14 protein-coding genes are annotated in these 11,642 nt (G+C 74.3%); 9 read left to right on the plus strand and 5 right to left on the minus strand.

From position 1 onward, the window contains the following. Positions 1–129: 129 nt before the first annotated feature. Positions 130–903, minus strand: coding sequence for a GNAT family N-acetyltransferase (locus tag E1265_RS25460; RefSeq protein WP_243741100.1), 774 nt, complete (start codon positions 901–903; stop codon positions 130–132). 155 nt (positions 904–1,058) lie between these two features. Here E1265_RS25460 and E1265_RS25465 point away from each other — a divergent pair, with 155 nt between their 5' ends. From E1265_RS25465 to E1265_RS25480, 4 genes are all read left to right on the plus strand, one after another. After that, positions 1,059–1,439 (plus strand): BlaI/MecI/CopY family transcriptional regulator, encoded by a 381-nt coding sequence (locus E1265_RS25465; RefSeq protein WP_132933344.1) that lies wholly within the window; start codon positions 1,059–1,061, stop codon positions 1,437–1,439. Position 1,440: 1 nt separating this feature from the next. After that, positions 1,441–2,436 carry a M56 family metallopeptidase gene (locus E1265_RS25470; protein ID WP_132933345.1) on the plus strand — a complete coding sequence of 332 codons (996 nt, stop codon included), beginning with the start codon at positions 1,441–1,443 and terminating at the stop codon, positions 2,434–2,436. A gap of 142 nt (positions 2,437–2,578) precedes the next feature. Beyond that, on the plus strand, positions 2,579–3,256 hold the full coding sequence (locus E1265_RS25475; RefSeq protein ID WP_132933346.1) for a lytic polysaccharide monooxygenase auxiliary activity family 9 protein: 678 nt from the start codon (positions 2,579–2,581) through the stop codon (positions 3,254–3,256). Between the two features lie 252 nt (positions 3,257–3,508). Further along, complete coding sequence (locus E1265_RS25480) at positions 3,509–3,916, plus strand: peptidase inhibitor family I36 protein (protein WP_132933347.1); 408 nt, start codon at positions 3,509–3,511, stop codon at positions 3,914–3,916. Between the two features lie 96 nt (positions 3,917–4,012). Here the strand turns inward: E1265_RS25480 and E1265_RS25485 are convergent, their stop codons facing one another. Continuing rightward, the gene (locus E1265_RS25485) at positions 4,013–4,867 is read right to left on the minus strand and encodes a helix-turn-helix transcriptional regulator (RefSeq protein WP_132933348.1); all 855 of its coding nucleotides are present in this window, start codon (positions 4,865–4,867) and stop codon (positions 4,013–4,015) included. 153 nt (positions 4,868–5,020) lie between these two features. On the opposite strand from E1265_RS25485, the gene E1265_RS25490 reads away from it, so the two are divergent. From E1265_RS25490 to E1265_RS25510, 5 genes are all read left to right on the plus strand, one after another. Further along, complete coding sequence (locus E1265_RS25490) at positions 5,021–5,626, plus strand: NAD(P)H-dependent oxidoreductase (RefSeq protein ID WP_132933349.1); 606 nt, start codon at positions 5,021–5,023, stop codon at positions 5,624–5,626. 166 nt (positions 5,627–5,792) lie between these two features. Further along, a complete protein-coding gene (locus tag E1265_RS25495) occupies positions 5,793–6,785 on the plus strand; it encodes a sugar kinase (protein ID WP_243741101.1) in 993 nt (330 codons plus the stop codon). A gap of 10 nt (positions 6,786–6,795) precedes the next feature. Continuing rightward, the gene (locus tag E1265_RS25500) at positions 6,796–7,548 is read left to right on the plus strand and encodes an IclR family transcriptional regulator (protein WP_132933351.1); all 753 of its coding nucleotides are present in this window, start codon (positions 6,796–6,798) and stop codon (positions 7,546–7,548) included. Beyond that, positions 7,545–8,165, plus strand: a complete 621-nt coding sequence (locus E1265_RS25505; RefSeq protein WP_132933352.1) for a bifunctional 4-hydroxy-2-oxoglutarate aldolase/2-dehydro-3-deoxy-phosphogluconate aldolase — start codon at positions 7,545–7,547, stop codon at positions 8,163–8,165. The genes E1265_RS25500 and E1265_RS25505 overlap by 4 nt, the downstream gene beginning before the upstream one ends. A gap of 258 nt (positions 8,166–8,423) precedes the next feature. Beyond that, the gene (locus E1265_RS25510) at positions 8,424–8,684 is read left to right on the plus strand and encodes a hypothetical protein (protein WP_132933353.1); all 261 of its coding nucleotides are present in this window, start codon (positions 8,424–8,426) and stop codon (positions 8,682–8,684) included. Here E1265_RS25510 and E1265_RS25515 read toward each other — a convergent pair. The 3 genes from E1265_RS25515 to E1265_RS25525 all read right to left on the minus strand — a co-directional run. Continuing rightward, positions 8,672–9,238 (minus strand): hypothetical protein, encoded by a 567-nt coding sequence (locus E1265_RS25515; protein ID WP_132933354.1) that lies wholly within the window; start codon positions 9,236–9,238, stop codon positions 8,672–8,674. The two genes, E1265_RS25510 and E1265_RS25515, sit on opposite strands and share 13 nt — an antisense overlap. Positions 9,239–9,356: 118 nt before the next feature. Beyond that, complete coding sequence (locus tag E1265_RS25520; protein ID WP_132933355.1) at positions 9,357–10,274, minus strand: STM4011 family radical SAM protein; 918 nt, start codon at positions 10,272–10,274, stop codon at positions 9,357–9,359. Positions 10,275–10,284: 10 nt separating this feature from the next. Then, the coding region (locus tag E1265_RS25525) for an STM4012 family radical SAM protein (RefSeq protein WP_132933356.1) at positions 10,285–11,642 on the minus strand (1,358 nt) is incomplete at its 5' end.

Raw genomic sequence — 11,642 nt, forward strand, 5'->3', positions numbered from 1 at the left:
TATAAGAGACAGATGGACTGCCGCTCCGGTCGGCGCGGTCGGTCCTGTCGTCGGGGTCCTCGGCCCCGGAGCAGGCGGTCGCGAGCAGGAGCAGGGCGGTCAACAGGGCGGTCAGCGGGCGGCGCACGGTCACCGGTCAGGCCCTCGTGCGGGGTGGGCGCCGAGGGGCAGGTCATAGGTGACGAGGCGGCGGCCCTCGAGGGTGCGGGTCTCCCCCCTGGCCAGCCAGCCGTGCCGCTCGTAGTAGGGGCCCGCGCCGTCGGGGCCGAGTTGGGTGACCAGGCTGGCGCGGGCGCAGCCGGCGGCCGCCGCTTCGGCGACGAACCGACCGACCAGGGCCTCCCCGATGCCGAGCGAGCGGGCCGAGCTGACGACCACCACGTGGGAGAGCACGGCCGTGACGCCCGGGCTCGCCACGGGGCCCGCGGCGGGCGTCGCCCGGCCGGGAACCAGCCTGCGCAGGTACCGCACCAGGCGGGTGCGCAGGAAGTGCCAGGCCAGGGCGGGGCGGACGGTCAGGCTGGCCAGGGCGCGGGCCGCGAGGCGCGGGCCGTGGGAACGCAGCACGTGGCGCCGGTGGGCCGGCGGGTCGAGGACCCCGACCAGGAAGCCCACGGGGCGTCCGGCGGCCTCGACGACATAGGCGCGGGCGTGCGCGCCGGTGAGATAGGTCCGGGTGTAGGAGGTCAGGAAGCCGGCACCGAGGCGTGCGAAGAACCCGTGCGGGAAGTGTCCGAGGTGTTCCTCCACCACGAAGGGCAGATCGGTCGGCGTCATGGGGCGCAGGAAGAACGGCCGCCGCTGGTCCGGGTGCCGCATCTCCGGCACGAGGCGTCCCGCGGGCGTCTGGCCCTGCGCCGGGGCATGGTCGGAGCGCGCGGTGGCGCGGGGGTCGGCATCCACACCTGCAAGCTACTACAGCATGTAGGAGTTCGTGCAGGGAACCCTTGGCGGACCTCGGTCGGTGGGGAGGCCGACGGGGACCGCGACCGAGGGGGCAGACTGGGCGCGGGCGGCCCCGGGCCGCCGCACAGCGCACGAGGGTGAAGGTGAGTGGGATGCGTCCGTTGGGAGAGCTGGAAGCGGAGGTCATGAACGTCGTGTGGCGCGGCGCCGGCCCGCTCACGGTGCAGAACATCACCGACAGCCTCAACGAGCGGCGCCCGCTTGCCTACACCACGGTCATGACCATCGTGGACCGCCTGCGCGCCAAGGGCTGGCTGACCAGGGAGAAGGCCGGCCGCGCCTTCCGCTACACCGCCGTACGCTCCGCCGAGGACTACACCGCCGCCCTGCTGGATCAGGCCCTCGACACCACCGCCGACCGCACCGGCGCCCTGGTGCGGTTCGCCGGCCGGCTCGACCCCGACGAGGCCGCCGCCCTGCGCGCCGCCCTCACGCGGGTCGAGGGGGACCCCGATCCGCGCGAAGGAGACTGACATGCTCGCCGTACTGGCGCTGCTCGTCCACGCCCTCGTCCTCGGCGGGCCGGCCGCCCGCCTCCTGGCGGGGGCCGCCTGGGTCGCGCGCTTTCCGGAGGCGGCCCTGCGCCTGTGGCACACGTGCGTCCTCGGCTTCTTCACCGCCCTGGCCGCCGTGTTGCTGCTGACCGCCCACGACCTGTGGGGGCACCTGATCGCCTGGCTCTTCCACGCCCACGAGAAGAAGGTGCACGCCGCCTACGCCGGCTCGGCCCCCCTGGCCGGCGTCGCCGACGCGGCCCTGCTGCTCCTCCTCGGCGGCGGGGGCGCCCTCTCCGCCATGGGGGTGTACCGCTTCATCCTGGCCCGCCGGCAGCGTGCCGAACACCGCCTGGTCGTCGACGCGTTGGCCGTGCCCGTGCCCAGCCGCGTCGGGGGCCTTCGGGTGCTCGACCACGCGACCCCCGCCGCCTTCTGCCTCCCCGGGTCCGGCGGCCGATCGCGCGTCGTCCTCACCACCGGGGCCCTGCGCCTCCTCACCCCCCGGCAGTTGGCCGCGGCCGTCGAGCACGAGCTGGCCCATCTGCGGCTGCGACACCACCACGCGATCCTCGTGGCCGACACGGTCACCGCCGCCATCGGCCGGACCGGCCTGCTGCGCGACTACGCCCCGCAGGTACGGCGGCTCACGGAGATGATCGCCGACGACTGGGCGGCCAGGCGGCACGGCCGCACCAACCTGGCCAGCGCCCTCCTGGACCTCGGCGATACCACCGACGTCACCCCTGGGCAGCACGCCGGCACGTTGCCGATGACGGGACCGGACCTCGGCGAGCGCGTCCGACGCCTGATCGACCACGGCGCCCCGGCCGGCCACCGCTCCCGCGTGCTCGCCGGCCTGGCCCTCGGCGTCGGCACCGTGCTGCTCGCCATACCCGCGGCCGTCTCCCTGGCCCCCGCGGCCTCGATCGCCGGAACCGCGCACGCGGAGAAGCCTCACCACCACCACGACTGACCCCGGTCGAACGGCCTGGCTCGGCGGGCGGGGTGTTTTGGCGGTGTGTCAGCGGGTAGGGACACCTCCGATTCTTGGGAGCGCTCCCATGACCGGAAACACCCCCGCCCCCCCACACCCTTCCGGAAGACGGAGACGCGCGATGTACGCAGACACCCCCACACGCCGCTGGACGCGGCGGATGACGGCCTCGACCCTGGCCGGCGTCGTCGGCCTGCTGGCCCTGTTCATGAGCCCGTGGACCGACTCGGCCAACGCCCACGGCTCGATCGTGAACCCCGCCTCCCGCGCTTACGGCTGTTGGGAGCGATGGGGCAGCGACCACCTCAACCCGGACATGGCGCAGGAAGACCCCATGTGCTGGCAGGCCTTCCAGGCCAATCCGAACACCATGTGGAACTGGATGAGCCTGTTCCGGGAGAACCTGGCCGGGAACTGGCAGCCCGCGATCCCCGACGGGAAGCTGTGCAGCGCCAACGACGCCCAGGGCGGCCTGGCCACCTCGCTCGACAACCCGGGCCCGTGGACCACCACGGACATCGACAACGACTTCAGCGTCCACCTGTACGACACGGCCCGCCACGGCGCGGACTTCTTCGAGGTGTACGTCACCAGGCAGGGCTTCGACCCCACCACCCAGGCCCTGGGCTGGGACGACCTGGAGCTGGTGGAGACGACCGGCAGCTACCCGCCGGCGCAGGACATCACCTTCGACGTCAGCGCGCCAGGGCGCACCGGTCACCACATCGTCTACACGATCTGGCAGGCCTCGCACCTGGACCAGACGTACTTCATCTGCAGCGACGTCAACTTCACCTGAGCCGGCCGACCGATCGGCGAGCTCGCGCCCACCGGATCCCGTCGGGATCCGGTGGGCGCCGGCTTTCCGGCGACCGGGCCACGCGCTCGTCTTCTGACCCGTCACCGGCGAGGCCGGCGGGCCGCACGGCGGTTCGCACGGGGCCTCCCTCGCGCGGCTGACTCCCGCTAACGTCGGGCGCGGCGATCCAACCGATCACCGCGTCGCTGGGATGCGCGGTGATTCGGGACCCGAGTCAAGGAGTGTGAGTGGATGAGGAACACGATGCGCGCCCTTCTCATGGTGGTGGCGGCGCTGGCCGCCGTCGTGCTGCCGGCCTCCGCGGCCCAGGCGGCCGACGGGTACGACCGCTGTCCTGACGGCTACTACTGCATGTTCTCGGGCCTCGACGGCACCGGCGACATGATCGCGCTGAACGCGAACACGCCGGACCTCGCGGCGCTCGGCATGGACGACCGGGCCAAGTCGGACTGGAACCGGACCGGTTCGACGATCTACCTCTGGTCGGACCCGAACTACACCGGCTGTACGGCCGTCACCTCCACCGGTCCGACCGGCAAGGGCAACTTCTTCCCGACCTATCAGGACTTCTTCAGCTCGGTGCAGATCGGCGGCCACGGCGGCCTGAGCTGCGGCACGCCGCCCGGCGAGGACGGCTGACCCGAGTCGGCCAGGTAGCCACCCCGTGACCGGCCGGACCGCGTCGTCGCCGGCCGGTCGGGCGTCCAGGCGAAGGGTCGGCCGGGGATGAGCGGTTCAGGCGGAGAGGACCCGGAGGGCGGGGCCCGGGGTTGAGAGCCGGCGCAGGGCGGCCGCGGTGGCGTCGTCGGCCGGGAGGTGGACCAGGACGCGCTGGTCGTCGGCGGTGAGGTCGAGCGCCTCGTACGCCAGTCGCAGCTCGCCGGCCTCCGGGTGGAGCAGCCGGGTGACACCGCTGGGCCTCGGCACTCCGGGGACGGTGGCCACCCGCCCGGTGAAGGCCGGGCCGGCCGCCACGGTCAACTCGTCGGCCAGCGCGGCGATGTGTTCGTCGCTCCGGAACGGACCCTGCTTCAGCGCGGCCACCTGCTCGTCCGCGACGTGGTCCCAGTCGGGGAAGGCCGCGCGTGCGCGCTCGTCGGCGAAGACGAACCGAGCGAGGTTGGGCGGCGCGCCGTCCAACAGGCCGAGCGGGCCGACCAGTCGCTCGTAGCCCTCGGTGTGCGCGAGCACGTCGCCGAGCCGATTGAGCAGCACGGCCGGGGTCGGTTCCAGGCGGGCCAGCAGGGCCTCGACCGTGGGGCGGACGGTCCGCACCGGTGGCGGCGTGCCGCCCGTGCAGCTGAAGCCCTCTACCGCCTTGGTCAGCCGGTAGAGGTGGACGCGTTCGCTCGTGGTCAGCCGCAGCACGTCGGCGAGCGCGGCGAGCACGCGGGCCGACGGGTGGCGGTCGCGGCCCTGTTCGAGGCGGGTGAGGTACTCGACGCTGACGCCGGCGAGCGTGGCGAGCTCCGCCCTGCGCAGGCCCGGCGTGCGGCGGCGGGTGCCGGTGGGCAGCCCGACCGCGGCCGGGGTGACGGCCTCCCGGCGGTTGCGCAGGAAGAGGCCCAGTTCGTTGACGTGCTCGCTCACCCGTCGAACGTAGCAGCACCGGCGGCGGACAGGGTGGCCCCCGCACTACCAGTCTCCGTCCGGTCTTCCTGCCCTCGTGCCGGGGCGGCAGGTTGGGCGGTGCGGCCACGACGACGGCCGCGCCTCGCATCCCGTCGGAGACAGGAGACAGCCGTGTCCACCAAGCCCCTCAAGCTCGCGGTGATCGTCGGCAGCGTCAGGGAGGGCCGGTTCGCGCCGGTCGTCGCCCGGTGGTTCGCCGAGCTGGTCCGCGCCCACGGCGCGTTCGAGGTCGACGTGATCGACCTGGCCGACCACCCGCTGCCGCTGGCCCTGCCACCCGTGCCGCCGGCGGTTGACCCGAACCTGCCGCGCCCCGCCGCGATGGCCGACCTCACCCGGCGGCTGGCCGCCGCCGACGCCTTCGTGGTGCTGACCCCCGAGTACAACCGCAGCTTCCCGGCCTCGCTGAAGGCCGCCATCGACTGGCACTACACCGAGTGGCAGGCCAAGCCGATCGGTTTCGTCGGCTACAGCGGTGGCTCCGGCGGCGTGCTGGCGATGGAGCAGCTCAAGCAGGTCTTCGGCGAGCTCCACGCCCACCCCGTCCGCAACGGCGTCTCCTTCCCGCGCTACTACCTGCTCTTCGACGGCGAGGGCGAGCTCAAGGAGCCCGAGCAGCCGGGCTCCGCGGCCAAGGTGATGCTCGACGAGCTGTCCTGGTGGGCCTCGGCCCTCTCCACCGCCCGCCGGGAGCGGCCGTACGCCGGACTGAGCTGAGGAACGGCCCGGCCACCGCGCCCTCGGCGGGCGCCGCGGAGGGCGGTGCCGGGTGGCCGCCGTTGACAGGTCACGCGGGCGCCGCCTAGGTTTTGCATATTCCGCGCGGGCGTTGCACATGTTGCAATGCTCTGGCGTGGCGGGAAGATCGGGAAGGCGGTTGGCAGTGAACACACAGACGAGGCGGACCCCCGTCACCCACACCGACGCCCTGACGATCGGCGAGACCATGGCGATGGTCACCCCCGAGGCTGGCGCCCGCCTCGACGCCGACTCCACCTTCCTGCTGCGCCCCGGCGGGGCCGAGTCCAACGTCGCCGCGCTGCTCGCCGAGCTCGGCCACCGCACCCACTGGGCCAGCGCCCTGGGCGCCGACCGGCTCGGCGACGTCATCGTCACCGCGCTGGCTGGCCACGGTGTCGACACCTCGCTCGTGCGCCGCGACCCGCGGCGGCCCACCGGCGTGTACTTCAAGGACCCCACCCCCGAGGGCACCCGCGTCTCCTACTACCGCGCGGGCTCCGCGGCCAGCGGCCTCGGCCCCGCGGACGTCACCGCCTGGACCGCGCTCCGCCCCCGGGTCGTCCACCTCTCCGGGATCCTTCCGGCGCTCTCCCCGGACTGCGCCGCGCTGGCCAGGCACATAGTGTTCGACCGGCCCTGGGGTGACGTCCCGGTGAGCTTCGACGTCAACCACCGCCCGGTGCTGTGGTCGGGGGCGGACGGGGGCGCCGCCGAGACGCTGCTCGAACTCGCCCGGCGCAGCGACCTCGTCTTCGTCGGGCGGGACGAGGCCGAGGCGCTGTGGGGCACCACCGACGCCGAGAGCGTCCGCGCCCTCGTCGACGGGCCGGAACGCCTGGTCGTCAAGGACGCGGCCGTCGAGGCGGTCGCGTTCACCGGCACCCGGGTCACGCGGGTGCCGTCCCGCCGGGTCCGGGTCGTGGACGCCGTCGGCGCGGGCGACGCCTTCGCCGCCGGCTGGCTGAGCGGCTGGCTCGACGGGCGTGACGAAACCCTCTGCCTGAGGCTCGGACACTACGCCGCGGCGCAGGTACTCGCCTCCCCGTCTGACTTCGCGCGGCTGCCCCGCGCCGAGGAGATCGTCACCACGTTGGCGGACGAGTCGGCCGCGGGCGTGCCCGCGGCCGGGAGATAGGGACGTCACCGTGTCGCAGACCGTCGCCCGTGCCATCGACATCATCGGCTTCGTCTCGCGCGGATCGCGTTCGCTGACCGAGGTGGCCGACCGGCTCGGCGTGCACAAGTCGACCGCGCTCCGGCTCCTGCGGACCCTGGAGGAGGCCGGCTTCGTCCGCAAGGACGTCGGCGGGCGGTACGCCATGGGCTTCCAGCTGATCGCCTACGGACAACTCGCCCTCGACCAGGTGGAGGCCAGGTCACTCGCCCACCCCGTGCTCCAGGAGCTGAGCGAGCGCCACGGGCACACCGTGCACCTCGGCGAGCTCGTCGGCGACCAGATCATCTACGTCGACAAGGTCGACGGGCGCGGCAGCGTCGCCATGGGCTCCCGGATCGGTCTGCCGGCCGTGACGCACACCGCCGGCCTCGCCAAGGTGATCACCGCCTACCAGGACGAGGCCACCCGGCGGCGCATCCTCGACCGCGCCACCTTCGAGCGCCACACGGACACCACCCACACCAGCCGCGACTCGCTCATCGAGGAGCTCGCCCTGACCCGCTCCCGGGGCTGGGCCGAGGACGACGGCGAACACGAGGGATACGTCAACTGCGTCGCGCTCCCCGTCCACGACGCGCGCGGCCGGGTCACCCACGGAATCTCCGTCACGGCACTCAGCGCCGTCGCCCCGCTCACCGAACTCCGAGCCCACCTCAACGAGTTCCGCGCGGCGGCGCAACGCATCAGCGGCAAGCTCGGCTGGAAAGGACCCCCCCGATGACCACCGACGTCAGCGCGGCCTTCTTCGCGCGCCACCTGGCCGCGAGCCCCGTCCTCGGCATCTTCCGCGGTGCCGACCCGCGTGCCACCGTCGAACTCTGCCATCGTGCCTGGGAGTTCGGCGTCGAGCTGGTGGAGATACCGATCCAGTCCGACTCCGCCCTGCCCTCACTCCAAGCCGCCGTCGAGGCGGCGCGGGAGCACGGCAGGCAGGTCGGCGCCGGCACCGTCACCACCGTGCGGCGGCTGCGCGCCGCGCACGAGCTCGGCGCCTCGTTCACCGTCGCGCCCGGGCTGCACCCGCCGGTCGTCGACGCGTCGGCTGAGCTCGGCCTCCCGCACCTGCCGGGCGTCGCCACCGCCACCGAGATCGCGGGCGCCGAGGCCGCCGGCCTCAGCTGGGTCAAGGCGTTCCCCGCCGCGCAGCTCGGGCCCGACTGGATCGCCGCCCAGCGCGCGCCGTTCCCCGACATCCGCTTCGTCGCCACCGGCGGGGTCGGCCCGGACAACGCCGCCGACTTCCTGCGCGCCGGCTGCTCGGCCGTCGCCATCGGCTCGGCACTCTCCGACCCCGAGGCCCTGCCGCGCCTGCGCGAGGCGGTGCGCGCCGCCTCCTGACCGCCCGGGCTCGGGCGGCCGTTGTGCCCTTAGGGGGTGGGGCGGATGGACCCCGTAGCGACCACGGCACTACGGATCGCCGGCAGCGCCGCCGCCCCGCTGATCAGGCGGCTCTTCCGGCCGGAGGAGCCCGGGGCCGGCTCGCCGGGCCGGCGGCGCCCGTGCGCATGACGTCCCTCGACTCCTTCGGCGGCGAGAAGCGCACGCTGGACGAACGCGACCTGCGCCGCCTCGCCGGCGAGTTGACGCGGCGAGGGCGTGACGCCGGAGCAACTGACCGGGCCCGACGGGCTGGCCGGGCCCCTGGCCGAGCGGCTGACCCACCTGTACCTGCTGGCGTCCGACACTGGTCGGGACCTGGCGTGGCTCGCGGCCTTCCCCCGGCTGCGGGTGCTGCGGGTGGGCCGGCACGTGGGCCCGGTCCACGGCACGCCCGCCGGGTCCGCCTGGAGCGCGACGAGCGGTAGCCGACGGGCCGCCCGGCGAGAGTGGCGAGAGACTGGCGATCAGTACCGGTAGCGGCGGAGGTGGGCGCGGGCCTCGCCCGCCGCCATGCCGAGCGCCTGGCCCACGGTCTCGCACGACACCTGGTCGGTCAGCGTGGCCTCGGCCGCGTCACGCCCCACCCGGCGGGCGAGGCGCTCCAGGATCGCCACCGCCCTGAGCGCGGCCAGGGGAGCCTCGGTGGTCAGGGCGTCGAGCTGCTCGTCCAACTGGCCGAGCAGGCCCTCGAGGCCGAGCGGCAGCGGCACGGACCTGGCGTCGACCTCCGCGATGTGGCGGGCCCAGTCGTTATAGACGGGGTCGGTGTCCACGTCGCGGAGGTCGGTCGTGGCCGCCCAGTCGACCGGGTGGTGCTGGGTGCCGCGCCAGCCGCAGGAGCAGGAGCCGCGCAGGGCGGCGGCCCGGGGCGCCCCGCACGTGCCGTCGTAGATCCACCAGTCGCTGACCGCCGGCACGTGGCTGCCGCTGCCCACGTCGAAGTAGACCGGCTTCGGCTCGCTGCCGTCCGCCAGGACGGCCCCCACCGTGCCCTCGTGTGACGAACCGAACTCCTCGCTGTGCCACCCCACGACCCTCAGCCTCCCTGTCCGCCACGCCGTGTCGCGCCGAGCATGCCCGAGTCGGCGGGACCACGGTGGGAGAGCGGTGCGTCCGGTCGATCCCGGGCCACGGACGCTCATCCGCCGCTCAGCGGTGGGCGGGATCGATCGATTGGGGCGAGGACAGCGTCAGGGACGATCCCGGGGCGGGCACCGGCGCCGCCGGTATCCGCTCGAGGACGCCGCCGGCGAAGACGTCGTACAGCGGCAGCGTCTCCAGGTGCACATAGCCGATGTGGCAGTCGCAGACGGCCAGCGGGCACGGCCGTGGCGCGAGCGCCGCGCGGTAGGAGCCGTCGTAGAGGTTGCCGAGCTCGGTCCTGACGAAGTGACAGCGCCGCACCGTGCCCTCGCCGTCGACCGAGATCACCGTCGAGCCCGTCCGACACGGGCGGCCGGCCGACCTGTGCGGGTGCAGGCTGAACGGGAAGAGCGGGTCGAGCGCGGTCCACCGCGCCGCCTCCTCGTCCGCGTACTCGTGCCCCTCGGCCGCGTTGACCCACAGGTAGACGTGGTCGGGCAACTCGGCGCGCAGCCGCCTGGCGTGCGGCAGGTGCTCGGGCAGGCCGACGACGCCGACGCTGAAGCGCACCCCGAGCTCGGCCAGCCGGCGGGTCTTGGCGAGGAAGCGCTCGGGGGCTGTCTGCCCCGGGTGGTAGGTGCACCACAGCGCGAGGGTGTCCAGGTCGGCGTCGGCGAGCCATTCGACGCGACAGCTGAGGTTGGTCTGGATCGCCACCCGGTCGATGTGGGCCTCGTGCGAGAGCCCCACCAACGCCTCGCGGTACCAGGAGCGCACCAGGCCCTCGCCCCACGGGGTGAAGAGCAGCGAGAGCCGGCCCGCACGCTCGGCCCGCGCCCAGCCCGTGAACCGGTCGAGGGCCGCCCGGTCGGCGCGGAGCTGCGCCGTGGTGTCCCGGCGCTTGGCGAAGGGGCAGTAGGGGCAGTCGTAGTCGCAGGAGGCGAGCGGGCCCCGGTAGAGGATCGTCAGGTGTGGGTCGGTCATGGCGGCGCGGTCACCTCGGCTCGTAGGCGGCCATCGCCGCCCGCACGGCGGGCGAGAACAGTTCGGGCCCCACGGCGTCGGAGTGGGCCAGGCCCTCCGGCGAGAGCCGCAGCAGCTCGGGCCCCGCCTCCGCCAGCCAGCCACGGGCGGCCAGCGTGCCGAGCTCGGCGGGGAAGTCCTCGTGCGGCGTGGAGCCGAACCGCCGCCGGTACTCGGCCACGACGAGGCCCCGCGCCTGGAGCAGGGACTGCAGCAGGTGCCGGCGCCTGGCCTCGCCCTCGTCGACCGCGCGGCCGTGGACGGCGCGGTCGAACTCCCGCGTGGCGGTGTAGGCGTCGATGATGCCCCGCACCTCCCGCATGCCGACGGCGTAGTCGAACGAGTAGTGCAGCGCGGAGGTGTAGGAGCGGGCGCCGCAGCCGAGGCCGATCATGCCGTCGGTCTGGCAGGCGTAGTCGTCCGGGCCCTGCGGGGGCGCGTCGGCCCGCCGGAACATCCGCATCGACAGCTGCTCGTACCCCCGGGCCAGCAGGTGGTCCCGGCCCTCACGGTAGCGGGCGAGCCTGGCCTCGTCCCAGACGCGGTCGGCGGCCGCCGGGTCGGACTGCCGGCCGAGCCCCGTCAGTGGGCGCACGTAGAGCGGGTAGAGGTAGAGCTCCTCGGGGCGCCAGGCCAGCGCCGCGTCCAGCGAACGCCGCCAACTGGCCGCCGTCTGCCCGTCGATGCCGTAGATCAGGTCGATGTTGAGCACCGGGATGCCGGCCTCGCGGATCCGGGCGAGCGCGGCCTCCACGTCGGCGCGGCGCTGCGGCCGCACGGCCGCCCGCGCCTCCTCCTCGACGAAGCTCTGCACCCCGAGGCTCAGCCGGGTCGCGCCCCGCGCGGCAAGCACGGCGAGCCGGTCGGCCGTCGCCGTGGCCGGGGACGCCTCGACGGACAGCGGGATCGCTCGCAGGTCGGCGCCCATCCGCAGCTCGGCGATGTCGCACAGCCGCTCCAACTCGGCGGCCGTCAGGAAGGTGGGCGTGCCGCCGCCGAACGCGGCGGTGGCGAACCGCACCGGCTCCGCGTCCCCCAGGGCCTCGCGCACCGCGACCGCCTGCCGGTCGAGCGCGTCCAGATAGCGGCCGGTCAGCCCCTCGGGCGCGCCGACCCGGGTGAACAGGTTGCAGAAGCCGCAGCGCACCTCGCAGAACGGTATGTGCGCGTAGAGCGACAGGGCACGCTTGGACTCGCCGGCCCACAGGTCGGCTAGCCGGGGTCGGTCCGGCAGGCGCCGGTAGGCGGTCTTGTGCGGATAGGCGTAGACGTAGTGCTGGTAGGGGCGGGGCGGGCGCGCGGTGCCGGGCGCGGCGGTGGACGGAGTGG

This window comes from Streptomyces sp. 8K308 (genome assembly GCF_004348315.1).
Lineage (GTDB): Bacteria > Actinomycetota > Actinomycetes > Streptomycetales > Streptomycetaceae > Streptomyces.

Bases quoted from the DNA above. Each gene is read 5' to 3' on its own strand.
- E1265_RS25465 (WP_132933344.1), top strand. From the start codon at position 1,059: ATGCGTCCGTTGGGAGAGCTGGAAGCGGAGGTCATGAACGTCGTGTGG.
- E1265_RS25520 (WP_132933355.1), bottom strand. From the start codon at position 10,274: ATGACCGACCCACACCTGACGATCCTCTACCGGGGCCCGCTCGCCTCC.
- E1265_RS25475 (WP_132933346.1), top strand. From the start codon at position 2,579: ATGTACGCAGACACCCCCACACGCCGCTGGACGCGGCGGATGACGGCC.
- E1265_RS25470 (WP_132933345.1), top strand. From the start codon at position 1,441: ATGCTCGCCGTACTGGCGCTGCTCGTCCACGCCCTCGTCCTCGGCGGG.
- E1265_RS25505 (WP_132933352.1), top strand. From the start codon at position 7,545: ATGACCACCGACGTCAGCGCGGCCTTCTTCGCGCGCCACCTGGCCGCG.
- E1265_RS25480 (WP_132933347.1), top strand. From the start codon at position 3,509: ATGAGGAACACGATGCGCGCCCTTCTCATGGTGGTGGCGGCGCTGGCC.